Raw genomic sequence first — 20,529 nt, forward strand, 5'->3', positions numbered from 1 at the left:
ATAAGAGAGAGACTTGCGTGACAGACTGGTCGAAAACCGAGGCAAGGATCAGGGCCCATTCGCCTTTTCTGACGCGCGCGCTCGACCGTTTTCCGACGGTCAGGTCGCGGCTGGAGGAGGCGGATTTCGACGGTGCGTTCGACGCCGCCCATTGTGTCGCCCCGGCGGAGGATGGCGTGGCCCGGTCGCTGCGAAAGCGGCGGGGTGCCATCGCGCTGGCGGTCGGGGCGGCCGATCTTGCCGGCGCATGGAATCTCGATCGCGTCACCCGCGCCCTATCGGACTTCGCGGACGCCGCGCTGGAGGAAGCGCTCGCCGCGGCGATGCGCGAACGCTATCCCGATGTGGAGCATCAGGGGTTCGCGGTGCTGGCGCTGGGCAAGCATGGCAGCCGCGAACTCAACTATTCGTCCGACATCGACCCGATCCTGCTCTACGATCCCCGCACCATGCCACATGGCGAGCGGGAGGATGTGGCCGATGCCGCCGTGCGGATTGGGCGGCGGGTCAGCGAATTGCTGAGCGCGCGCGACGGCGACGGCTATGTCTTTCGCGTCGACCTGCGCCTGCGCCCCTCGCCCGAGGCGACGCCCATAGCGCTGCCGGTGGATGCGGCGATCGGCTATTATGAATCGACCGCGCTCGGCTGGGAGCAGGCGGCCTTCATTCGGGCGCGGCCCGCTGCCGGCGACAAGGGCTTGGGGGATTATTTCCTGCGTCAGATCCGCCCGTTCGTCTGGCGGCGCAGCCTCGACTTCGGAGCGATCGATGCCATCGTGGAAATCAGCCGCCGCATCCGCGACCATTATGCGCAGGGACAGGCGTTCGGGCCGGGCTATGACCTGAAACGCGGTCGTGGCGGCATCCGCGAGGTCGAATTTTTCGCGCAGGTGCACCAGTTGATCCATGGCGGGCGCGATCCCTCGCTCCGCTCGGGCAACACGCGCGCAGCCTTGCGCGCGCTTGCGGCTGCGGGCGTGATCGAAGGGGAGGCAGTCACGCGGCTCGACGACGCCTATATCCTCTTCCGCACGGTCGAACACCGCCTCCAGATGGTCGAGGACCGGCAGACGCACGAGTTGCCCAAGTCGCCAGATGCGCTCGACAATGTGGCGCGGCTCCATGGTCTTGACGACGGGGCGGCGCTCATCGACTTGCTGCGCCCCCATGTCGAATGGGTCGGGCGCAATTATGACCGCCTGACGCCGGAAAAGAAGGACGGGTCTCTCTCGCACGATGAAGAACGGCTGAAGGCGCAGCTTGTCGACATGGGCTTTGCCGATGCGGACACGCCGCTCGCCCGGATCGGGCGCTGGCGGGGCGGTACGATCCGTGCGCTGCGCAGCGGGGCGTCTCGCGACGCGCTGGAGGCGCTGCTGCCCGACCTGATGGGGGCGCTTGCCCGCGCGCCCGATCCGTCCCGCGCGCTGAACCGGCTGGACGACATGATCGCCCGCCTGCCGAGCGCGATCAACTTCTTCAAGCTGCTCGCCGCCCGGCCCGCGCTGGTGGGGCTTCTGGCCGAGATATTGAGCCATGCGCCCACGCTCGCCGACGCGTTGGCGCGACGGGCGGAGCTTCTCGACGGCCTGATCGATGCCTCGGCCTTCGATCCGCCGCCGCCCGTGCCCCAGCTCGCCGCGCAGTTCGCCGCGCTTGAACCGGGGGAGGATTATCAGGCGCTGCTGGACCGGGTGCGGCAACGCGTGAACGACCGCCGCTTCGCACTGGGCGCGCAGATCATCCGGGGCGGCGATCCGATCGAGGCCGGCAGGGGCTATGGCCGGATGGCCGAAGCGGCGATCGAGGCCTTGGGCGCTGCAACCGTGGCGGAGTTCGAAAAGGCGCATGGCAAGGTGCCGGGCGGCGAACTGCTGATCCTGGCGCTGGGGCGCATGGGCGGCGGGGTGCTGACCCATGCGTCGGATCTGGATCTCGTCTATCTTTTTACCGGCGACTTTTCGACGGAAAGCGACGGGGCCAAGCCGCTCGGCGCCACCCAATATTTCAATCGCCTGGCGCAGCGCGTCACCAACGCCCTGTCCGTCCACACCGCGTCCGGCCCGCTCTATGATGTGGACACGCGCCTGCGTCCCTCCGGCGCGCAGGGGTTGCTGGCGGTCAGCCTCGACAGTTTCGCCCGCTATCAGCGGGAGGAGGCGTGGACGTGGGAGCATCTGGCGCTGACCCGCGCGCGGCCGGTGTTCGGATCGGAACAGGCGCGCGTGTCGCTCGACGCGGTGCTGGCCGAAACGCTCCGGCGCCCGCGCGACGTCGACATGCTGGCGCGGCAGGCAGTGAAGATGCGCGCCGACATCGCGCGTCACAAGCCGCCGGCCGGCGATCTCGACGTGAAGCTGGTGCCCGGCGGCCTGATTGACCTGGAGTTCCTGATCCACGTCACGCAGTTCCGTCACCGCATGGCGTTCGACCCGGACCTGTCAGCGGCGCTGGCGGAACTTGTCGCGGCCGGCCACCTGCCCGGTGGACTGATCGCCGCGCACGACCTCATAACGCGCTTCCTCATCGTTTCGCGCCTCGTTTCGCCGAAATCGACAGAGCCGCCCGAAGCCACCCGGCCGCTGGTCGCGCGGGCGTGCGGTGCTGACTCTTGGGACAGGCTGCTTGAAAGCTATGCCGAGGCGCGGCAATGCGTGTCGGCAAGCTGGGGCATGCTCGCCGCCCCTTATCAGGAGGCCCACGATGCTGGAACAGGGTGATCCCATCCCTGCGGTGACGCTGAAGGACGTAGAAGGCGTGGATTTCAGGTTCGACGCCTATCGCGGCAAGCCGCTGGTCGTCTATTTCTATCCCAAGGCCGACACGCCCGGATGCACCAACGAGGCGAAGGATTTCTCCGCACTGGCGGACGAATTTGCCGCAGTCGGCGTGCCGGTGATCGGCATTTCCAAGGATAAGCCGGCAAAACTCAAGAAATTCGCCGAGAAATATGGCCTGTCCGTCATCCTTGCCTCGGATGAGGAGCAGGGTGCGGTATGCGAGGCGTTCGGCACCTGGGTCGAAAAGTCGCTCTACGGCCGCAAATATATGGGCATAGAGCGCGCGACCTTCCTCTTCGATGCAGGCGGCCACGTCGCGCGCGTCTGGCCCAAGGTGAAGGTGAAGGGCCACGCGCAGGAGGTGCTGGAGGCGGCGCAGGCGCTTTGATGCTGCCTATTGCCATCGACAGCGTGGGCGCGGCCTGTGCCCATGTGCTGCTGACCCCCCATCCCGTGGCCAAGCTGATGTCCGCCCGCGCGGTCGCCCGCGCCTGGCGGCACGGACGGCTCGAAGCGCGGTTCGACGCGGCGATGCCGGATCGGCCGGCGCGGCCTGATGCGCCCGAATTGCTGCCCCCTAATCGCATGCCAAAACGCGGGAAGATCGGGTCGGATCGCGCCCGGATCGCGATGCTCCACGCGCTCGCCCATATCGAATTCGTCGCGATCGATCTGGCATTTGACTTGATCGGGCGGTTTGGGGGGCAATTCCCTGTCGCCTTCATCGACCAGTGGATGCAGGTCGGGGCAGAGGAAGCGATGCATTTCGCGCTGCTCGACCGGCGCTTGCGGCAGATGGGCAGCCATTATGGCGCGCTGCCCGCGCATGACGGTCTGTGGCAGGCGGCGGAGGAAACCGCCACGGACGCGCTCGCCCGCCTTGCCATCGTGCCCATGGTGCTGGAAGCGCGCGCGCTCGACATCACGCCGGCAACGGTGGAACGGTTCGCAAGCGTGGGCGATCATGCCTCAGCCCGGATGCTGTGCCGGATCATGGCGGACGAGATTCGGCATGTGTCGGCGGGGACGACATGGTTCACCTGGGCGACGAACCGATTGGGGTTGGACTCCCCAAAACATTACCAAATCCTTGTGAAACAGCATTTTCGGGGGGCGCTGAAGCCGCCGTTCAACGCTTCGGCGCGTCGACAGGCCGGTTTGACGGAAGAATTCTACGCCGCGCTTGCAACATAAGGCGGGATTTGCACTCTGCGCTCAGCGGGGGCGATGAAAGTCGCCAAAAATTTGAACACGGGAAGCGCCGAGGGGCAACAGCCTCCGGTGACATAAGTCGGGGTCTGCATGTCGGTTCTTCAGTCGGTGAATGCTCGCGGGTTGCATTGGTTCCAGGTCGCGCGTCCAATTTCTCACATTCTGGGTGGTCTCGGAATTGCCGGCGCACTGTGCGCGGCCGCTCCGGCCCATGCCTCGGAAACCGACGACCCTTATGGGGACGCGTCGGAAGTGAATATGAGCCCGCTCGGGCCGTCCGACGTCGGCTTCTCCAACCTCTTCGCCAGCCTCCAGCGCATGGATGGCAATGCAAAGACCGCCGCCTACATTCCTTCGGGTCGTCCGGTTGAGAAGCTCTCGCTGACCTCCAACTTCGGCGTGCGCTCCGATCCGTTCAACGGCGGCGCGCGGATGCACAAGGGCATCGACATTCCCGGCCCGATGGGCACCCCGATCCATGCGACCGCCGACGGCATCGTCAGCCGTTCGGGCTGGGCCAGCGGCTACGGCAACCTCGTGCAGATCTCGCACGGCAGCGGCATGGAAACGCGCTACGGCCATATGTCGAAGCTGCTGGTCGCCGAGAACAGCTATGTGAAGCGCGGCCAGATCATCGGCCTTATGGGCTCGACCGGCCGCTCGACCGGCAGCCACCTTCATTATGAAGTCCGCGTCGACGGCGCGGCGATCAACCCGCTGCCCTTCGTGGCCGGACCCGACTATCTGGTGGCGATGAACACGAAGCCGCCGGTCGCCATGGGCGGCCCAACCAAGGCGCAGGAGAAGGCCGTCGATTGACGCGCATTTCCTCTCTGACTTTCGCAAAGGCCCGGCAGCACCGCTTGCCGGGCCTTTTGCTTGATCCTATCTAGGCACCATCATGGCCGACATCGATCTTACCTCTTCCGCCGCCGCCCGCGTGGCAACCATCGCCGCCAAGCAGGGCAAGCCCGCCATCTTGCGCCTGTCGGTGGAGGGGGGCGGTTGCTCCGGCTTTCAATATCGATTCGGCCTGGCAGACAGCGTGGAGCCGGAAGATCTGTCGGTGGAGCGGGACGGCGTGACGCTGGTCGTGGATGATGTCAGCATCGACCTGGTGCGCGGAGCCGCTGTCGATTTCGTCTCCGACCTCGCCGGCGCGGCCTTCAAGGTGACCAACCCCAACGCAACCGCCGGATGTGGCTGCGGCACCAGCTTTTCGGTTTGATCCCCAATTTTTTCGTCACCCCAGCGGAGGTTGGGGTCTCCCTTTTCGACGCGCGGCGCTAAAGGCAGGGAGATGCCAGCCTGCGCTGGCATGACGGAAGGACAAGGGACATGCGCATCGCCACCTTCAACATCAACGGCATCAAGGCGCGCCTGCCGCGCCTGCTGGAATGGCTGGACGAAACGCGGCCGGACGTCGCCTGCCTTCAGGAAATCAAGACCAGTGACGAGACCTTCCCGGTCAAGGATATCGAGGCTGCCGGTTACGGCGTGATCTGGCACGGGCAAAAAGGGTTCAACGGCGTTGCGATCCTGGCACGCGGCGAAACGCCTGTGGAGGTGCGCCGGGGCTTGGAGGGCGAGCCGGAGGACGAGCATAGCCGCTATCTCGAAGCCGATGTGAAGGGCGTGCGCGTCGCGTCCATCTACCTGCCCAACGGCAATCCGCAGCCCGGCCCCAAATTCGACTATAAGTTGCGCTGGATGAAACGCCTGCGCGCGCGCGCGTCAGAAATCTGGGCGGAGGAAGTGCCCGCTGTGCTGGCAGGCGACTATAATGTCATCCCGCGCGACGTTGACACCTGGTCGGTCAAGGCCATGGCCGATGACGCGCTGATGCAGCCGGAAAGCCGCGCCGCCTATCGCCGCCTGCTGGGCGATGGCTGGACCGACGCCATCCTGTCTCGACATCCCGCGGGCGGTGTGTGGACCTTCTGGGACTATCAGATGAACGCCTGGCCGCGCGACGCGGGCTTCCGCATCGACCATCTGCTGCTCAGTCCCGCCGCTGCCGACCGCCTGATCGATGCGCAGGTGGACCGCGAATTTCGCGGCCGGGAAAAGGCGAGCGATCATGCGCCGACCTGGGTCGAGCTTCGACCGGAATAATTATCCGGGTAATATTGACAGAATTTCATCCGGGTTATAATGCTGTGTCGAAGGAGATTCGACATGGAACGCACATTCACGGCCTTTGCCGGAGACATCTGGATCGCCACCGGCGATGAGGCCGAAGTACGGGAAGCGGTGCGCGCCATGGGCGACGACGCGCAGGCCGTGCTGCTTTTCGATGACAGGACCGGTCGGCAGGTCGATATAGACCTGCGCGGTCCTGCAGAACCGGTGCCCCGAGGACGCGGTCGCCCGAAACTGGGCGTCCAGCCGCGCGAGATCACGCTGCTGCCGCGCCAATGGGACTGGCTGGCCCAGCAACCGGGTGGCGCGTCCGCCACGCTGCGCCGGCTGGTCGATGCCGCGCGGAAAGCGGACGCGGAGACGCCGTCGCCCCGCGCCGCCAAGGACGCCGCCTATCATTTCCTTACCGCCATGGCCGGCGACCGCCCGCATTACGAAGCGGCGATCCGCGCGCTTTATGCCGGGGACGGAGTGCAGTTCGACGCGCTATGCGCCGATTGGCCTTCGGCCATCCGTGATCATGGCCGCGCGCTCGCCGCGCCGGCGTTCGACCTGCAGGGCGCGCAATAGCAATAGCAATAGGGGCAGGGGCGGATATCAAACCCGCGCGGAGGCTATTGACCACAAGTGTAATCGGTGCGACTACATATGTAGTTGAAACGATCCGAGTCGAATTAGGTGAGCGAGAAGATCAGCGAAGCGGAACTGGTGGTGATGGAGGCGCTGTGGGAACAGTCACCCTTGACCGCGGCCGAGGTCGCGGACCGCGTCACCCAGGATCGCGACTGGAGCGTCCAGACGGTCAAGACCTTGCTGTCGCGCCTGATGGCCAAGGATGTGATCGGCGCTGACCAGGACGGTCGCCGTTTCCTGTATCGCCCGCTGGTGGCGCGCGACGATTATGTCGCCGGTGAATCCGGCCGGCTGGTGAACCGTCTGTTCGGCGGGCGCGTGTCGCCGCTCGTCGCGCAGCTTGCCAGCCAGGATCAGTTGACGGCGGAGGATATCGCCGAACTTGAGGAAATCCTGAAAGGGTTGAGATCATGAGCGTCTGGATCGCCGAAACGCTGATCGCCACCACCCTGCTGATGGCGCTGGTCATGATGCTGCGACGGCCGGTGGCGCGGTGGCTGGGGGCGGGGGCCGCCTACATGCTCTGGGCGCTGCCGCTCGCGCGTATGCTGATGCCGGCGTTGCCCAGCGCGGTCGATCCCTCTCCGCTGCATCTGGCGGTGGACCAGGCGGGGCTGGCGGCATTTCTGGACGCCGCGCCAGGCGCGACTGTCGCCACCGCGACGCCCATTCCGGCCGAAGCCGCCTTTCCCTGGCTGGAGGCAGGCATCACCCTCTGGTTCATCGGCATGCTGTTCTTCCTGATGGTGCAGGCCGTGGGCTATGCGCGCTTCCGCCGCCACATGCTGGATGGCGCGACCGGTCTCGGCAAGGAAGGCCGCATCCGCCTCATCACCAGCCCCAATGCGTCGGGGCCGCTCGCCTTCGGCCTGTTCCGCCCCTACATCGTCCTGCCGACCGATTTCGGCCTCCGCTACGACGCGCAGGAGCAGGACATGGCGATCGCGCATGAGCGTGCGCACCATGAGAGGGGCGACCTGATCGCCAACATGGTCGCGCTCCTCTTTCTGGCGGTGCACTGGTGCAACCCGGTCGCCTGGCTTGCCTATCGCACCTATCGTACGGATCAGGAGACCGCCTGCGACGCCCGCGTCCTCTCGCTCTACGGCCGCGAAGCCGCCCATGCCTATGGCCGCGCCATCCTGAAGGCTGCCGGCGGACGGCAATTCGCCGCCGCCTGCCACTTGACCCGCGTCACTGCCCTTAAAGGGAGGCTGAAAATGCTTTCGAACCATGACATGTCGCTGCGCCGGATCAGCTGGGGCATGGCCGCCGTTGCCCTCGTCACGGCGACCGGCCTGGCGCTCACCGCGTCCGGCACCCGCGCCGCGCAACAGATGGCGGCCATCACCGAAAAGGTCGAAGCGGCCGACTTCACGCGCCTCAAGAACCTGGTGGCGCAGCCTGCCGCCGCCAGCATCCCGGCTGCGGATGCCCTGCCGGCCGCACCGGCATCGCCGGCCGTTCCCGCCGCGCCAGCCGCTCATGCATCGTCGCCGGGTCATGCGGATGCCTGGCCTGTCGCGCCGGTCGCCCCCGTTGCCCCGGTCGCGCCTGCCTCCGACATGATCGCGCCGGTCCCGCCCACGCCTCCTGCGCCGCCGATCGTCCGGTCGGAAAGGAACCGCATCGTGGTGACGCATGCCGACGGACGCGTCGAAACCCATGCCATTCCCACGGAGCGGGAGATCGCGCGCATGGTCCCGGTGATCGACGTGCGCGAAGGCTGCGACGGCGGCAGCGAGCAGATGACCAGCCATCGCGAATGGGTCGACAGCAACGGCAAGCGCCACGTTCGCGTGCGCATCTGCAATCGCGCCATAGAAGCGCAGGCGCACCGCGCGGAAATTCACGGCGAAACGCAGGCCCGTCTGGCCGAAGCCCAGGCAAAGCGGATGGAGGCCATGGCCGAACGCCAGGCCGCCTATGCCGAGCGGATGGGCAAGATGGCAGCGCGGCGCGGCCTCATGACCGCGCGCATGCAGATATTGAACGCGTCGCTGTTGCCGTCCGACCGGGACGAGGCATTGCGCGACATCGACCGGGATATCGCCGCGCTTGACCGCGACGACGATTGATCCTTCAGACCGCCACGATTTCCGGCAGGATCGCGTCGAGCAGCAACATCCCGCCCGGCGTGACCTGCAGCCGGGCACCGTCGAGATGGACGAGGCCGTGGCGCTGGAGTTGGTGCATGGCCTGCCCGTCGATCAACTGGCATGCCGGCACCGCTGAAAGCGCCGCGATCCGCGCCAGATCGACCCCTTCGCCCAGCCGCAACCCCATCAGCAGCGCCTCGCGCGCCTTGTCCTGCGCAGACAGGCTTTCCTCGCCCTGGATGCCATGGCCATTGCGCGCAACGCCGCTCATCCAGTTTTCCGGCTTCTTGTGGCGCAGCGTCGCCATGCCGCCCCGCCGGCCATGCGCGCCCGGCCCGATCCCGACATAGTCGCCATAGCGCCAGTAGGTCAGGTTGTGCCGGCTCTCTTCGCCCGGACGGGCATGATTGCTGATCTCATAGGGGGGGATGCCGGCTGCGCCCGTCATCGCCTGCGTCAGTTCATAGAGGGTCGCGCCATGATCCGGATTGGCCGGGGTCAGCTTGCCCTGCGCGACCAGCGTCGCGAAGCGCGTGCCCGGCTCGATGGTCAGTTGATAGAGCGACAGATGCCCCGTGCCGAAGGACAGTGCGCGTCGCAGTTCCGCCTCCCAGTCCGCTTCGCTCTGGTCCGGCCGGGCATAGATAAGGTCGAAGCTCACCCGGCGGAAGACGGCTTGCGCCGTCTCCAACGCCGCGAGCCCCTCGGTCGCATCATGCGCGCGGCCGAGGAAAAGCAGTGCTTCATTGTCCAACGCCTGCAGCCCCAACGACACGCGATTGACGGCCGCCGCCGCGAGGTCGGCGAAGCGCGCCGCCTCCACCGAATTGGGGTTCGCCTCCAGCGTGATCTCTATGCCGGGCGTGAAGCCCCAATGCTCTTCCGCCGCCGCGATCAGCCGTTCCACCAACGCTGGCGGCATCAGCGAAGGCGTGCCCCCGCCGAAGAAGATGGAGGCGAGCGGTCGGCCTCCGGTCAAGCCGGCTTCATGCGCCATGTCCGCCAGCAATGCGTCGCGCCACGCATCGATGTCGATGGCGTCGCGGACATGACTGTTAAAGTCGCAGTAAGGACATTTGGAAACGCAAAAGGGCCAATGGATATATAAAGCCAGAGGCTCGCCGCTGGTCGGCAGGAGTCGGGGATTTACGGACATGATCGGGGGCTTCCCTAGCCGCCTTTGGCGCGGCTTGCCATGGGCGCTGTGCGTGGTGTTGCTCGGCGGTGCTAATGCCGCCATAGCGTCCGAGGCGCTGATGCCCACGCCGCCGCTGCCCGCTTCAGCTCACGCCGCCGCAATGCCGACGCGCAAAGTCTATGCTTATCCGACAGCGCCGACCGCAGCGGTCATGGCCGCGAGCTTCTATGGCATGCAGGAGGCGGCGCGGGGCGACGCCCTGCTGCGTCAGGCCATGCTCGACGCCCATAATGACGAACGAGTGGCCTTGGGTCATGCGCCGCTGGCATGGGACGACGCGCTGGCGGCGGACGCGGCCCGCTATGCGACGGATATGGCGCGGACGGGCGTATATCGTCACAGCAGCCGCGCCAGTCGCACGACACCCAGCGGCGAAAATCTCTGGATGGGGCCGCGCCGCCTCTACAGCTATCAGGTGATGGCGCAGGCCTTCCTCGACGAAAAGCGCAACTTCATATCCACGGCAAAGCTACCGGATTTCAGCGCCACCGGCCATTGGCAGGAGGTCGCGCACTATACCCAGATGATCTGGCGCGGCACGCAGAAGGTCGGCTGCGCGCTGGGCGACGGGCGAGACTATGAATATCTCGTCTGCCGCTATTTCCCGGCGGGCAACGCCTATGGCAAGGGTCCGTTCGACGCCGACGAAGCCACGCTCGCCATGGCTACGACCGGCGAGGGGTCGCGCTAGAAGACTGCTGCCACCAGCTTTGCAAAGGCGTCGGCGCGGTGGCTCATCGCATGTTTGGCGTCGGGGTCCATCTCGCCGAAGCTGATGCCATGCCCCAACGGCTGGAACATCGCATCATAGCCGAAACCCTTGTCCCCGCGCGGCGGCCAGACGAGCATGCCGTCGACCCGCCCCTCGAACGCTTCGACATGACCGTCGGGCCAGGCGAGCGCGAGCGCGCAGATGAAATGCGCGTCATGGCCGGCATCCGGTCCCTTCGCTTCCACCCCGTCCCACACCTTCTGCATGGCAAGGCCGAAATCCTTGTTCGGACCTGCCCAGCGCGCCGAAAACAGCCCCGGATCGCCGCCCAGCGCCTCCACGCACAGGCCGCTGTCGTCGGCCAGCGCGGGTAGGCCCGAGAGGTCGGCCGCCTGCATCGCCTTCAGCTCCGCATTGGCGATGAAGGTGGTGCCGGTTTCCTCCGGTTCGGGCAGGTCGAGCGACGCGGCGGAAATCGGCTCGACCCCATAGGGGCCGAGCAGCGCCGCAATCTCGCGCACCTTGCCCGGATTGTGGCTGGCGATCACCAGCTTGCCCGGCGCCAGCTTGCGGATCGCCTGTTCCTGTCCGAAATCGTCCGACATCATTCTTTCCTTCTCGTCATCCCGGCCCTGAGCCGGGATCCCGCTTTTCGTCCGTCACTAGCTGTCAAGGGAAGCGAGACCCCGGGTCAAGCCCGGGGTGACGGATATTATGAATTACCGCCCCGTCGCCTTGTCCTGCGCCGCGAAGATCTTCGCGCAGCCGATGCGGGCGAGGCGCAGCAGCCGAAGCAGTTCTTCCTCGTCATAGGCCGCGCCTTCCGCCGTGGCCTGCACCTCCGCGAACTTGCCGTCGCCGGTCAGGATCAGGTTGGCGTCGGTTTCGGCATTGCTGTCCTCGGCATAGTCGAGGTCCAGCACTGGCGTCCCCTGATAGATGCCGCAGCTGATCGCCGCGACCTTCTGGATGATCGGGTCTTCGCTGAGCGCGCCGCTGGCGAGCAGCTTGTCCACCGCGATGCGCAGCGCGACCCAACTGCCGCTGATCGCCGCCGTGCGCGTGCCGCCATCGGCCTGGATCACGTCGCAATCGATCACGATCTGACGCTCGCCGAGCTTCTTGAGATCCACGATGGTGCGCAGCGACCGGCCGATCAGGCGCTGGATTTCCTGCGTGCGGCCCGACTGCTTGCCCTTTGCCGCTTCGCGGCTGCCGCGCGTGTGGGTGGCGCGGGGCAGCATCCCATATTCCGCCGTGACCCAGCCCGATCCCTTGCCGCGCAGGAAGGGCGGCACCTTCTCCTCGACCGACGCGGTGCACAGCACGCGGGTATCGCCGAAACTGACGAGGCAGCTTCCTTCGGCATGGATGGTGAAGCCGGGCTCCATGGTGATGTCGCGCATCTGGTCGGGCGCGCGGCCGGAAGGACGCATATCTGTTACTCCGAAACGATCAGGAGACGGCGCTTAGCGTCCGATGGCGTCAGTTGCCAGTGGGCAGACGCGTCTGCGGACGATAAGAGGACGTATGAGGAAGAAAATCATGGTTGCGGTCGCCACGCTTGTGCTCGCGGGCTGCGCTGCGGAGACGGAGAGGCTTGAACCGCCCAAGGCGCCGGGCGACGTGATCCGCTTTACCGCGGGCCGCTGCTTCGGCGCCTGTCCCGCCTACACGCTTCAGGTATCGCCCGACGGGGCCGGCCTGCTGGAGCCGCAGCGCTTCACTTCCGTTCCCGGTCCCACCCGCTTCACCGTCACGACCGCGCAATATCGCCGGCTGGTCGCGACGCTTGCGCCCTATCGTCCGGCAGCGGGCACGACGAAGCGCATCGCGCAGGGGCAGGATTGTGACCGCTTCGCCACCGACATGCCAAGCTATGTGGTGGAATGGTCGCGGCCCGACCGGCCGGCGACGAAGCTGGAATATCAATCGGGCTGCATGGATGCGCGCCACGGCAGGCTGCGCGTCGCTATTGCCTCCGTGCCGAAGATCCTGGACATCGAAACGATGCTCAACCCCAAGGCGGTGACTCCCTAAGCGCCATCTTGAGGGGCGCGCGTCCTTCCCCTAGATAGGAAGGCATGTCGGTCACCCCGATCTCCGAACTCAACGATCGTGCGCGCGATGTCTTTCGCCTGGTGGTGGAAAGCTATCTTGGCACGGGTTTGCCCGTGGGATCGCGCACGATCAGCAAGATCGCCTCGCTCAGCCTGTCGCCAGCCTCCATCCGCAACGTGATGCAGGATCTGGAGGAACTGGGCCTGCTCGCCGCGCCCCATACGTCGGCAGGACGGATGCCCACCGAAACGGGCCTGCGCCTGTTCGTCGACGGCATGATGCAGGCGGCGGAGCCTTCGGCCGAGGAACGGCGCGCGATCGAGGCGGGGATCGCTGAAAGCGGCCCGATCGAGGAGGCGCTTTCCGCCGCCACGGCAACCCTGTCTGGCCTGTCCGCCTGCGCCGGCATCGTGATGGTGCCCAAGCGCGAGCCGGTGCTGCGCCAATTCGGCTTTGTCCCCCTGAACGCGCGCCAGGCGCTCGCCGTGCTGGTGGGGCAGGACGGGTCGGTCGAAAACCGCGTGCTCGACCTGCCGGAAGGCGTCAGCGCGGTTGCTCTTAACGAAGCCGCCAATTTCATGTCCGCCCGCTTCGGTGGCCTGACCCTGCGTCAGGCGGGGGAGGTGCTCGCGCGCGAAATGGAGGCGGAGCGCAGCGCGCTCGACCACACGGCGCGCGATCTGGTGGAGCGCGGCCTTGCCGTCTGGTCGCACGATGCGGACGACCGTCCGGTCCTCATCGTGCGGGGACAATCCCATCTGCTGGACGATTCCGCCGCCGCCGACCTCGAACGTGCCCGGCAATTGCTCGAAGCGCTCGAAGGCAAGCAGGACATCCTCGACCTGCTGCGCGGCGCGCTTGCGGGCAGTGCGACCAAAATCTTCATCGGATCGGAAAACAAGCTCTTTTCCCTGTCGGGTTCTTCGGTCATAGCCGCGCCCTACCGTGGCGCGGACGGCCGGGTCGTCGGCGTGGTCGGCGTGATCGGCCCCACGCGCTTGAACTATGCGCGGGTGATCCCCATGGTGGACTTCACTGCACAGACGCTGTCGAGATTGATGAGATGACCGAAGACAAGAATCTGGAAAATACCGAAATCGTGGACGTCCTGCCCGAAGACGCTGCGCCCGCCGGAGACGCTGGCACGGATCGCCTCGCCGCGCTGGAGGCGGAACTTGCCGCCGCTAAGCAGGACATCCTCTACGCCCATGCCGACACGCAGAATGTGCGCCGCCGGCTGGAAAAGGAACTGGCCGACGCGCGCGCCTATGCCGCCACCGCCTTTGCCCGCGACATGCTGTCGGTCGCGGATAATCTCAGCCGCGCGCTTGCCGCCATTCCGGCCGAGCTGCGCGAGGACGAGAAGTTCAAGGGCCTGGTTGTCGGCCTGGAAGCCACCGGCCGCGAACTGGAGAGCGTGTTCGGCCGCAACGGCATCACGAAGCTGGAGTCGGTCGGCCAGCCGCTCGACCCGAACAAGCATCAGGCGATGATGGAAGTCCCCTCCGACGAGGCGGAGCCCGGCACGATCCTGCTGGAAATGCAGGCCGGCTACATGATCAAGGACCGGCTGCTCCGCCCCGCCATGGTCAGCGTTGCGAAGAAGCCGGAATAAACAAACCGGCTTGTTTGTCCCGTTCGCCCTGAGTCTGTCGAAGGCCCCCACTTTCTAGAAAAGAAGGGCGGGGCTTCGACAAGCTCAGCCCGAACGGAGATTATCGTTGCACGACCTCAACCTCACCGCGGATCGCCCGACCTTCGTCACCCATCTCGAATGTTCGCTGACGGGGGAGCGTTATGAGGCTGATCGGCTGCATGGGCTGTCGGCGGCGGGCAAGCCGCTGCTGGTGCGCTATGATCTGAACGGCGTGCGCGCCACGCTGACGAAGGAAGCGCTGGCCGCCCGGCCGATGGACCTGTGGCGCTGGCGCGAATTGCTTCCCGTGCGGCAGACCGCCAACATCGTCAGCCTCGGCGAACATGCGACGCCGCTGCTCCCGCTGCCGCGCACCGCCGCGCGCCTTGGCGGAGCGCATCTGCTCGCCAAGGACGAAGGCCGTTTGCCGACCGCCTCGTTCAAGGCGCGCGGGCTGGTCATGGCCGTGTCGATGGCGAAGGAGCTTGGCGTGACCCAGGTCGCCATGCCCACCAACGGCAATGCCGGCGCAGCGCTCGCCGCCTATGCTGCCGTCGCGGGTATGGAAGCGGTCATCTTTTGCCCGGCCGACACGCCCGGAGTGAATGTGCGGGAAATCGCGGCGCAGGGCGCCCGCGTCTATCGCGTCAACGGCTTGATCGACGACTGCGGCGCCATCGTCGGGCAGGGCGCCAAGGAGCGCGGCTGGTTCGACTTTTCAACGCTCAAGGAACCGTATCGGATCGAGGGCAAGAAGACGATGGGCCTCGAACTGGCCGAACAGCTCGGCTGGGAATTGCCCGATGCGATCTTCTACCCGACCGGCGGCGGCACAGGCCTCATCGGCATGTGGAAGGCGTTCGATGAGTTGGAGAAGATCGGCTTCATCGGCTCCAGGCGTCCCAAGATGTTCGCCGTGCAGGCCGAAGGCTGCGCCCCGATGGTCCGCGCGTTCGAGGCGGGCGAGGAATTTGCGCCGCGTTGGGAGAATGCGCATACCATCGCGTCCGGCATCCGCGTGCCTCGTGCGGTGGGCGATTTCCTGATCCTGCGCGCTGTCCGGGAAAGTGGCGGCGCGGCGCTTGCCGTCTCCGACGACGCGATCGCGGCGGCGGTGCGCGATGTCGCGCGCGACGATGGGCTGCTGCTCTGCCCGGAGGGCGGCGCGACGCTCGCCGCCTACCAGCGTGCGCTGGAAGAGGGGCTGATCGGACGCGACGAACGCGCGCTACTGTTCAACTGCGCCAGCGGCCTCAAATATCCGCTGGAGGACCAGAGCCGAACGCTGGACCGCCACGCCCCGATCGACTTCGCAGCGCTGTAGATCATTCAAAATGCAATTAAGATACATCTTAATTCTTGACGGCTGCGACTTTTAAGATATATCGCATAGCATCATGACTGATATGAAAGATGCGACCATGCGATTTCCCCATTTCCCCCATGGCCGGTTCGGCGGCGCTCGCCACGGCTTCCACCCTCACCATCACCATGCCCAGGCCGGCGGTTTTGGCCGCGGCCCCTTCGGCGGCGATCCGCTGGACGATGACAGCCTGCGCGGCGGTGGCCGGGGAGGGCGCAGCGGCGGCCGTCGACGTCTGTTCGACAACGACATGCTGCGCCTGATCCTGCTCAAGCTGATCGCCGACGAGCCGCGCCACGGCTATGAACTGATCCGCGCTATCGAGGCGCTGTCGGGCGAGGCCTATGCCCCCAGTCCCGGCGTGGTCTATCCCACCCTCACCCTGCTGGCGGAGATGGACCTGATCGCCGAGCAGACGCCACCGGACTCCGGCTCGGGCAGCCGCAAGCGCTTCGCCATCACCGAAGCGGGCCGTGCGCAGATGGAGGAGCGCAGGGCTGCGCTCGACATCGCGCTGACCCGGCTGTCCCATCTCGCGCAGAAGGCGCATCGCCTGGATGGCGGCCCCGTCCGCCGCGCGATGCACAATCTGCGCTTCGCCCTGCAGAACCGGCTGGAGAAGGAAGGCGCGGACGAGCAGACCCTGCTCGATGTCGCCGCCCTGATCGACGAAGCTGCCCACAAGATCGAAAGGCTCTGAACATGACCGTCACAGCAACCGTGCCCACGACCAACGCCAGCCGTTACCTCCAGCAGCTTTCGAAGCATTGGAGCCACAAGTTCGAGGTCACGTTCGACGCGCAGAAAAGCGACATCGCCTTCCCGATGGGTGCGCTCCGCATGGAGGCGCAGCCGGACATGCTGGTCGTGACGCTGGAGCCGAACGCCGACGCGGATGTGGACCGCTTCAAGCAAGTTGTGGCCGACCATCTCGACCGCTTCGCCTTCAAGGAAGCGCCGCTACCCTTCGACTGGAGATAGACCTGCGCGGGCAGGCCTAAATCTCGTCGATCATCTCCGCCAGCACCGCCAGGCAATCCTTCGCGAGCTGGATGGAGCGGGCAGGCGACCAGCCATAATCTGCGTCGGGCAATTCGTCATTGTCCTTGAACGGCATTTCCAGCGTCATCGCGACCGCGCCGAAACGTTCCGCCACCTGGTTGGTCGACATGGACAGGTTCGCCTTGCCCACGCCCGCCACGGCATAGCCCAGCCGTGTCTGGAAGTCCGGCGTGCGCTTCGCCAGCGTGTCGCGATACTGCGCGTATAGCCGCGTCTGCTTTTCCGCCAGCGACGGGATGCCCTCGAACCCAGCCAGGAACACGGCGGGTATCGCTTCGTCGCCATGCACGTCCATGGCGAAATCGACGCCGCTCGCGTCCATCGCATCGCGCACCAGCTTCACTTCCGGGCTGCGCTCCATCGTCGGCTCATGCCATTCGCGGTTCAGGTTCACGCCCGCAGCGTTGGTGCGTAAGTGGCCGCGCCGGCTGCCGTCCGGGTTCATGTTGGGCACGATATGAAATGTCGCTTCCCGGCGTAGCAGGCGGGCGACGGCGTCCTCTTCGTCGCATAGCCGCTCCAGCGCGCCTTCTATCCACCATTCCGCCATCGTCTCTCCCGGATGCTGCCGGGCGTAAAGCCAGACCTTCTTCGGCCCGTCGCCCAAGGTCAGCAGGTCGAGCGGCTGGCCGTCCAGCGTCAGGCCGAGTTCGCGATGCTCGACGCCCGGCTGGCTCGCCGCCCAGGCGATCAGGTCATGATGCCGCTCCATCGAATAGGGCGCGAAATAGGCGATCCACGCCGCGTTGCTGTCCGGCGTCAGGCGGATGGTCAGCGCGCCGTCGGCATAGTCGGTGTCGGCAAGGAACCAGTTTTCCCGATCCTCGCTGACCCGCGCCGCATAGCCCTTCCATCCGTCCGGATAGGCCGATCCGCCGCAATTGAGGATGCGTAGTTCCACTTCGCGGCCGGCCGCATTGGCCAGCCGGAAATGGAACCATTGATAGAAGTCGCTCCGGTGATCGGTCACGATCTCCAGATGGGCGCGAACGCCGCCTGCGTTATCGTCGATGGAAAGGACGCGAATATTGCCGCTGTCGAAGCCGCTGGAAATGCTGATGGTCATTTGACCGTTATAGTGCGCCCCGATTCGCCCGGATAGCCCCCGATGAGAGCGGCGGCGAGTTTCTGCGCGGCGACGACGGGCTGGGCTGCCGGGCTGCCCTGCTTCGCCTCTGTCGATGCGCGGCCTTCCCACACTGCCGCCGAATCGGCGCGGCGGCGCAACTGCACATGCAGTTGGGTGGTCACGATGTCCTTGGGCTTACCCGACAGGTTGATGCCGACGCCCACGCCAAGGCCGCCGAAGCTGCCGCCGCGCCGTCCCCCGCCGCTGCCGAAGCCGCCGCCCACGCCGACGCTCACCGGTCGGTCGCTGCCATTGTCGATGCCGCTTGGGCGGAAACTCCGGTCCAGGCTGACCAGCGCCACATAGTCGCTCTGCGCGTCCGAAGGGGCGGGGGTGAAGCCCACTCGCTGCAACTCCTGCGACACGATCCCGGCATAGGTGCGGAACTCCAGACTGACGTCCGGATTGCCCGGCATTTCCTCGATAGCGACCGTGCCGGTGCGCGCCGGATCGGCGACATGGAAGCGCGTGACCTCGACGGGGGCGGTCGTCGTGCAGGCGGCGAGCGGCAGGGCAATGAGGGCGGCGAGCAGGACAGGCTTGGTCATGGCGACAACTCCAACGGGCATGTACCGCTTACACGGCGCGGCACGTGATATTCCATCCAACGCGTGAAGCCACGAACTTGCTGCACGCGCGATGAACGGCGGGAAAAGACCGGCGGTCGCCCTTGACTTTGGCCGGTCGCGCCCATAGGGGCAGCGCTTCCAGTTTTCAGTCACATCAGAATCATCGAAGGCCGATAGCCATGAAGATCCGCAACTCGCTCAAGTCGCTCAAGGGCCGCCACCGGGACAACCGCGTGATCCGTCGCCGCGGCCGCACCTACGTCATCAACAAGACCAACCGTCGCTTCAAGGCCCGCCAGGGCTGACAAGCGCCGCTGCCGTCCCCGGACGGTGGCCTGGTCTGCAAGCGAAAAGCGCCCGGTCTTGTGATCGGGCGCTTTTCGCGTTGGCCGGCGCGTGGATGTTGGGTGCCGTACCGGACGGGCGGCGTCTCGGCCGCCCGTCAGCCTGGTGTTAAAAAGTCGGCTTCTCGTCCCGCCCCTTCAACTCGTCGCCGCGTATCGCCGCCACGTGCAGCACGTTGGTCGAACCCGGCGTCCCGAACGGCACGCCCGCCAGCACGACGATCTTGCCGCCCTTTTTGGACATATGGTGACGCAACGCCATGCGCCGGGCCTTGCCGATCATCTCCTCGAAATTGCCGATATCCTTGGTCTGTACGGCATGGACGCCCCAGGTAAGGCCCAGCTTCCGAGCGGTGTCGGCGCGCGGCGTCAGCGCGAGGATGGGCGCGGACGGCCGCTCGCGCGCCACGCGCCGCACCGTGCTGCCCGACGAGGTGAAGCAGGTGATGGCGCTCGCTCCCACGACCGACACGATGCTGCCCGCCGCTTCGGCCAGCGCGTCTGCCGTGGTCGGGTCGGGCAGCGTCTCGGTATAATGAAGCCGGCCGAAATAACCCGGGTCGCGCTCCACGCTGTGCGCGATGCTGTCCATCATCGCAACCGCCTCCACCGGCCAGTCGCCCGCCGCCGTCTCGGCGGACAGCATGATCGCGTCGGCACCATCATAGACCGCCGTCGCCACGTCCGACACCTCGGCCCGAGTGGGAGAGGGGGACTTGATCATCGATTCGAGCATCTGGGTCGCGACCACCACCGGCCGGCCCAGCTTGCGCGCGGTCGCGACGATCTGCTTCTGCAGCGGCGGCACCGCCTGCGGCGGCAACTCCACGCCCAGGTCGCCGCGCGCCACCATCACGCCGTCGGCCAGCTCGACAATCTCCTCCAGCCGCTGCACGGCCGAAGGTTTTTCGATCTTCGCCATCAGCGCGCCATATCCGCCCATCAGCTTGCGCGCCTCGGCCAGATCCTCGGGCCGCTGCACGAAGCTCAAGGCGATCCAGTCGCAGCCTTGGCTGATCGCGAAGCTCAAGTCCCGCCGGTCCTTATCGGTGAGCGCCGGGACAGGGACCACCACGTCAGGCACGTTGACGCCCTTGCGATTGGACAATGTGCCGCCCACCTCGACGATCGTGTCGATCCGGTCATTGGCGACCGCCTTCACCCGCAGCACCAGCTTGCCGTCATCCAGCAGCAGCCGAGTCTCGGGCACCAGCGCGGCGTAGATTTCGGGATGGGGCAGGTTCACGCGCCGCGCGTCGCCGGGCGTCTCGTCCCGGTCCAGCACGAAGGGCGCGCCGGTCTCCAGGATCGCCAGGCCCTTCTCGAACGTGCCTACGCGCAGCTTGGGGCCTTGCAGGTCGCCCAATATGGTGGTCGGCCGCGCGAATTCCTTTTCCAGCGCGCGGATGGTGGCGATGCGCTTGGCATGATCCTCATGCGCGCCGTGGCTCATGTTGATGCGGAAGGCATCGGCGCCGGCCACGAACAGAGCCCGGATCATCTCCGCGCTGTCGCTCGCAGGGCCAAGGGTCGCAAGGATGCGGACCTTGCGCGAGCGGGGCGGTAACTTCGTCATGGTTTCTCCTGAC

At 66.3% G+C, this 20,529-nt stretch carries 23 protein-coding genes; 17 read left to right on the forward strand and 6 right to left on the reverse strand.

The genetic code is table 11. The features are described from left to right. Positions 1-17 precede the first annotated feature (17 nt). The 9 genes from ACFQ24_RS11575 to ACFQ24_RS11615 all read left to right on the forward strand — a co-directional run bounded on the left by ACFQ24_RS11575 (position 18) and on the right by ACFQ24_RS11615 (position 8,845). A complete protein-coding gene (locus tag ACFQ24_RS11575) occupies positions 18-2,720 on the forward strand; it encodes a bifunctional [glutamine synthetase] adenylyltransferase/[glutamine synthetase]-adenylyl-L-tyrosine phosphorylase (RefSeq protein ID WP_380911331.1) in 2,703 nt (900 codons plus the stop codon). Beyond that, complete coding sequence (gene bcp / locus ACFQ24_RS11580; RefSeq protein ID WP_380911333.1) at positions 2,704-3,168, forward strand: thioredoxin-dependent thiol peroxidase; 465 nt, start codon at positions 2,704-2,706, stop codon at positions 3,166-3,168. Before ACFQ24_RS11575 ends, bcp begins: the two co-directional genes overlap by 17 nt. Then, positions 3,165-3,974 (forward strand): ferritin-like domain-containing protein, encoded by an 810-nt coding sequence (locus ACFQ24_RS11585; protein WP_380911335.1) that lies wholly within the window; start codon positions 3,165-3,167, stop codon positions 3,972-3,974. Before bcp ends, ACFQ24_RS11585 begins: the two co-directional genes overlap by 4 nt. 108 nt (positions 3,975-4,082) lie before the next feature. Beyond that, the gene (locus tag ACFQ24_RS11590; protein WP_380911336.1) at positions 4,083-4,811 is read left to right on the forward strand and encodes a M23 family metallopeptidase; all 729 of its coding nucleotides are present in this window, start codon (positions 4,083-4,085) and stop codon (positions 4,809-4,811) included. 82 nt (positions 4,812-4,893) lie between these two features. Beyond that, on the forward strand, positions 4,894-5,220 hold the full coding sequence (gene erpA, locus ACFQ24_RS11595) for an iron-sulfur cluster insertion protein ErpA (protein ID WP_380911338.1): 327 nt from the start codon (positions 4,894-4,896) through the stop codon (positions 5,218-5,220). Positions 5,221-5,330: 110 nt separating this feature from the next. Then, positions 5,331-6,107 carry an exodeoxyribonuclease III gene (xth, locus tag ACFQ24_RS11600; RefSeq protein ID WP_380911340.1) on the forward strand — a complete coding sequence of 259 codons (777 nt, stop codon included), beginning with the start codon at positions 5,331-5,333 and terminating at the stop codon, positions 6,105-6,107. Between the two features lie 63 nt (positions 6,108-6,170). Beyond that, positions 6,171-6,704 carry a DUF2239 family protein gene (locus tag ACFQ24_RS11605; RefSeq protein WP_380911342.1) on the forward strand — a complete coding sequence of 178 codons (534 nt, stop codon included), beginning with the start codon at positions 6,171-6,173 and terminating at the stop codon, positions 6,702-6,704. A 108-nt stretch (positions 6,705-6,812) separates the two neighbouring features. Next, positions 6,813-7,181 carry a BlaI/MecI/CopY family transcriptional regulator gene (locus tag ACFQ24_RS11610; protein ID WP_380911344.1) on the forward strand — a complete coding sequence of 123 codons (369 nt, stop codon included), beginning with the start codon at positions 6,813-6,815 and terminating at the stop codon, positions 7,179-7,181. After that, complete coding sequence (locus tag ACFQ24_RS11615) at positions 7,178-8,845, forward strand: M56 family metallopeptidase (protein WP_380911346.1); 1,668 nt, start codon at positions 7,178-7,180, stop codon at positions 8,843-8,845. The genes ACFQ24_RS11610 and ACFQ24_RS11615 overlap by 4 nt, the downstream gene beginning before the upstream one ends. Positions 8,846-8,849: 4 nt before the next feature. Here ACFQ24_RS11615 and hemW read toward each other — a convergent pair whose 3' ends face one another. Next, positions 8,850-10,022, reverse strand: a complete 1,173-nt coding sequence (gene hemW / locus ACFQ24_RS11620) for a radical SAM family heme chaperone HemW (protein ID WP_380911348.1) — start codon at positions 10,020-10,022, stop codon at positions 8,850-8,852. Here hemW and ACFQ24_RS11625 point away from each other — a divergent pair. Beyond that, entirely contained in the window at positions 10,021-10,755 is a 735-nt protein-coding gene (locus ACFQ24_RS11625; protein WP_380911350.1) for a CAP domain-containing protein, read from the forward strand. The two genes, hemW and ACFQ24_RS11625, sit on opposite strands and share 2 nt — an antisense overlap. On the opposite strand, the gene rdgB is transcribed toward ACFQ24_RS11625, so the two are convergent. Then, positions 10,752-11,381: an RdgB/HAM1 family non-canonical purine NTP pyrophosphatase gene (rdgB, locus tag ACFQ24_RS11630; protein ID WP_380911352.1), complete on the reverse strand. Its 630-nt coding sequence runs from the start codon at positions 11,379-11,381 to the stop codon at positions 10,752-10,754. The genes ACFQ24_RS11625 and rdgB overlap by 4 nt on opposite strands. A gap of 114 nt (positions 11,382-11,495) precedes the next feature. Continuing rightward, positions 11,496-12,212 (reverse strand): ribonuclease PH, encoded by a 717-nt coding sequence (gene rph, locus ACFQ24_RS11635; protein ID WP_380911354.1) that lies wholly within the window; start codon positions 12,210-12,212, stop codon positions 11,496-11,498. 94 nt (positions 12,213-12,306) lie between these two features. Between rph and ACFQ24_RS11640 the strand changes: the two genes are divergently transcribed. The 6 genes from ACFQ24_RS11640 to ACFQ24_RS11665 all read left to right on the forward strand — a co-directional run bounded on the left by ACFQ24_RS11640 (position 12,307) and on the right by ACFQ24_RS11665 (position 16,817). After that, positions 12,307-12,816 (forward strand): DUF6438 domain-containing protein, encoded by a 510-nt coding sequence (locus ACFQ24_RS11640; protein WP_380911356.1) that lies wholly within the window; start codon positions 12,307-12,309, stop codon positions 12,814-12,816. Positions 12,817-12,860: 44 nt separating this feature from the next. Further along, a complete protein-coding gene (gene hrcA, locus ACFQ24_RS11645) occupies positions 12,861-13,904 on the forward strand; it encodes a heat-inducible transcriptional repressor HrcA (protein ID WP_380911358.1) in 1,044 nt (347 codons plus the stop codon). After that, positions 13,901-14,452, forward strand: coding sequence for a nucleotide exchange factor GrpE (gene grpE / locus ACFQ24_RS11650; protein WP_380911360.1), 552 nt, complete (start codon positions 13,901-13,903; stop codon positions 14,450-14,452). The genes hrcA and grpE overlap by 4 nt, the downstream gene beginning before the upstream one ends. A gap of 106 nt (positions 14,453-14,558) precedes the next feature. Beyond that, positions 14,559-15,797, forward strand: coding sequence for a threonine synthase (locus ACFQ24_RS11655; RefSeq protein WP_380911362.1), 1,239 nt, complete (start codon positions 14,559-14,561; stop codon positions 15,795-15,797). A gap of 97 nt (positions 15,798-15,894) precedes the next feature. Beyond that, the gene (locus ACFQ24_RS11660) at positions 15,895-16,536 is read left to right on the forward strand and encodes a PadR family transcriptional regulator (protein ID WP_380911364.1); all 642 of its coding nucleotides are present in this window, start codon (positions 15,895-15,897) and stop codon (positions 16,534-16,536) included. Between the two features lie 2 nt (positions 16,537-16,538). After that, positions 16,539-16,817, forward strand: a complete 279-nt coding sequence (locus ACFQ24_RS11665; protein ID WP_380911366.1) for a DUF2218 domain-containing protein — start codon at positions 16,539-16,541, stop codon at positions 16,815-16,817. A 16-nt stretch (positions 16,818-16,833) separates the two neighbouring features. Here ACFQ24_RS11665 and ACFQ24_RS11670 read toward each other — a convergent pair whose 3' ends face one another. Continuing rightward, the gene (locus ACFQ24_RS11670; RefSeq protein ID WP_380911368.1) at positions 16,834-17,964 is read right to left on the reverse strand and encodes a M14 family metallopeptidase; all 1,131 of its coding nucleotides are present in this window, start codon (positions 17,962-17,964) and stop codon (positions 16,834-16,836) included. After that, positions 17,961-18,575, reverse strand: a complete 615-nt coding sequence (locus ACFQ24_RS11675; protein ID WP_380911370.1) for a hypothetical protein — start codon at positions 18,573-18,575, stop codon at positions 17,961-17,963. The genes ACFQ24_RS11670 and ACFQ24_RS11675 overlap by 4 nt, the downstream gene beginning before the upstream one ends. Positions 18,576-18,775: 200 nt before the next feature. On the opposite strand from ACFQ24_RS11675, the gene ykgO reads away from it, so the two are divergent. Further along, the gene (gene ykgO, locus ACFQ24_RS11680) at positions 18,776-18,901 is read left to right on the forward strand and encodes a type B 50S ribosomal protein L36 (protein ID WP_004210176.1); all 126 of its coding nucleotides are present in this window, start codon (positions 18,776-18,778) and stop codon (positions 18,899-18,901) included. A gap of 148 nt (positions 18,902-19,049) precedes the next feature. On the opposite strand, the gene pyk is transcribed toward ykgO, so the two are convergent. Further along, positions 19,050-20,516 (reverse strand): pyruvate kinase, encoded by a 1,467-nt coding sequence (gene pyk, locus ACFQ24_RS11685; RefSeq protein ID WP_380911372.1) that lies wholly within the window; start codon positions 20,514-20,516, stop codon positions 19,050-19,052. Positions 20,517-20,529: the final 13 nt, after the last annotated feature.

It is taken from the genome of Sphingobium olei (genome assembly GCF_042678845.1).
In the GTDB taxonomy this organism is placed as follows: Bacteria; Pseudomonadota; Alphaproteobacteria; order Sphingomonadales; family Sphingomonadaceae; genus Sphingobium; species Sphingobium olei.

What these genes read in the sequence shown, in the direction of transcription:
- hrcA (WP_380911358.1), top strand. Translation starts at nt 12,861, where the DNA reads ATGTCGGTCACCCCGATCTCCGAACTCAACGATCGTGCGCGCGATGTC.
- ACFQ24_RS11675 (WP_380911370.1), bottom strand. Translation starts at nt 18,575, where the DNA reads ATGACCAAGCCTGTCCTGCTCGCCGCCCTCATTGCCCTGCCGCTCGCC.
- pyk (WP_380911372.1), bottom strand. Translation starts at nt 20,516, where the DNA reads ATGACGAAGTTACCGCCCCGCTCGCGCAAGGTCCGCATCCTTGCGACC.
- ACFQ24_RS11660 (WP_380911364.1), top strand. Translation starts at nt 15,895, where the DNA reads ATGCGATTTCCCCATTTCCCCCATGGCCGGTTCGGCGGCGCTCGCCAC.
- ACFQ24_RS11625 (WP_380911350.1), top strand. Translation starts at nt 10,021, where the DNA reads ATGATCGGGGGCTTCCCTAGCCGCCTTTGGCGCGGCTTGCCATGGGCG.
- ACFQ24_RS11665 (WP_380911366.1), top strand. Translation starts at nt 16,539, where the DNA reads ATGACCGTCACAGCAACCGTGCCCACGACCAACGCCAGCCGTTACCTC.
- ACFQ24_RS11615 (WP_380911346.1), top strand. Translation starts at nt 7,178, where the DNA reads ATGAGCGTCTGGATCGCCGAAACGCTGATCGCCACCACCCTGCTGATG.
- rdgB (WP_380911352.1), bottom strand. Translation starts at nt 11,381, where the DNA reads ATGTCGGACGATTTCGGACAGGAACAGGCGATCCGCAAGCTGGCGCCG.
- erpA (WP_380911338.1), top strand. Translation starts at nt 4,894, where the DNA reads ATGGCCGACATCGATCTTACCTCTTCCGCCGCCGCCCGCGTGGCAACC.
- ACFQ24_RS11670 (WP_380911368.1), bottom strand. Translation starts at nt 17,964, where the DNA reads ATGACCATCAGCATTTCCAGCGGCTTCGACAGCGGCAATATTCGCGTC.
- ykgO (WP_004210176.1), top strand. Translation starts at nt 18,776, where the DNA reads ATGAAGATCCGCAACTCGCTCAAGTCGCTCAAGGGCCGCCACCGGGAC.
- hemW (WP_380911348.1), bottom strand. Translation starts at nt 10,022, where the DNA reads ATGTCCGTAAATCCCCGACTCCTGCCGACCAGCGGCGAGCCTCTGGCT.
- ACFQ24_RS11605 (WP_380911342.1), top strand. Translation starts at nt 6,171, where the DNA reads ATGGAACGCACATTCACGGCCTTTGCCGGAGACATCTGGATCGCCACC.
- ACFQ24_RS11590 (WP_380911336.1), top strand. Translation starts at nt 4,083, where the DNA reads ATGTCGGTTCTTCAGTCGGTGAATGCTCGCGGGTTGCATTGGTTCCAG.
- ACFQ24_RS11640 (WP_380911356.1), top strand. Translation starts at nt 12,307, where the DNA reads ATGAGGAAGAAAATCATGGTTGCGGTCGCCACGCTTGTGCTCGCGGGC.
- xth (WP_380911340.1), top strand. Translation starts at nt 5,331, where the DNA reads ATGCGCATCGCCACCTTCAACATCAACGGCATCAAGGCGCGCCTGCCG.
- bcp (WP_380911333.1), top strand. Translation starts at nt 2,704, where the DNA reads ATGCTGGAACAGGGTGATCCCATCCCTGCGGTGACGCTGAAGGACGTA.
- grpE (WP_380911360.1), top strand. Translation starts at nt 13,901, where the DNA reads ATGACCGAAGACAAGAATCTGGAAAATACCGAAATCGTGGACGTCCTG.
- rph (WP_380911354.1), bottom strand. Translation starts at nt 12,212, where the DNA reads ATGCGTCCTTCCGGCCGCGCGCCCGACCAGATGCGCGACATCACCATG.